The sequence below is a fragment of the Achromobacter sp. GbtcB20 genome (assembly GCF_019091095.1).
Lineage (GTDB): Bacteria > Pseudomonadota > Gammaproteobacteria > Burkholderiales > Burkholderiaceae_B > Achromobacter > Achromobacter mucicolens.
The window spans coordinates 367-621 of record NZ_JAGXJZ010000153.1; the positions used below are offsets into that span (position 1 = coordinate 367).

The following is a 255-nucleotide window of genomic DNA, read 5'->3' on the forward strand; positions in this document are numbered from 1 at the left end:
TTTTCGCAAGGCCGTACGTTCTCAGGGTCGGTCGCCGGAAACCATCACACTGGACGGCTATGCAGCCTCGCACAGGGCCGTTCGCGAACTTCAACAGCAAGGAAGGCTTCCCGAGCTGACGAAGCTTCGCTCGTCAAAATACCTAAACAATCTAATCGAGCAGGATCATCGCAATGTGAAGTCCAGGCTGAGCGTCATGCTAGGCCTGAAAAGCTTCGCTTCGGCTGCCACGACAATTCGAGGCGTCGAGCTCAT

General features: G+C 55.3%; 1 protein-coding gene. It reads left to right on the forward strand.

Features of this window, described 5'->3' with window-relative positions; genetic code table 11:
* On the forward strand, positions 1–255 hold a 255-nt coding region (locus tag KVT32_RS32305; RefSeq protein ID WP_254637051.1), incomplete at both ends, for a DDE-type integrase/transposase/recombinase.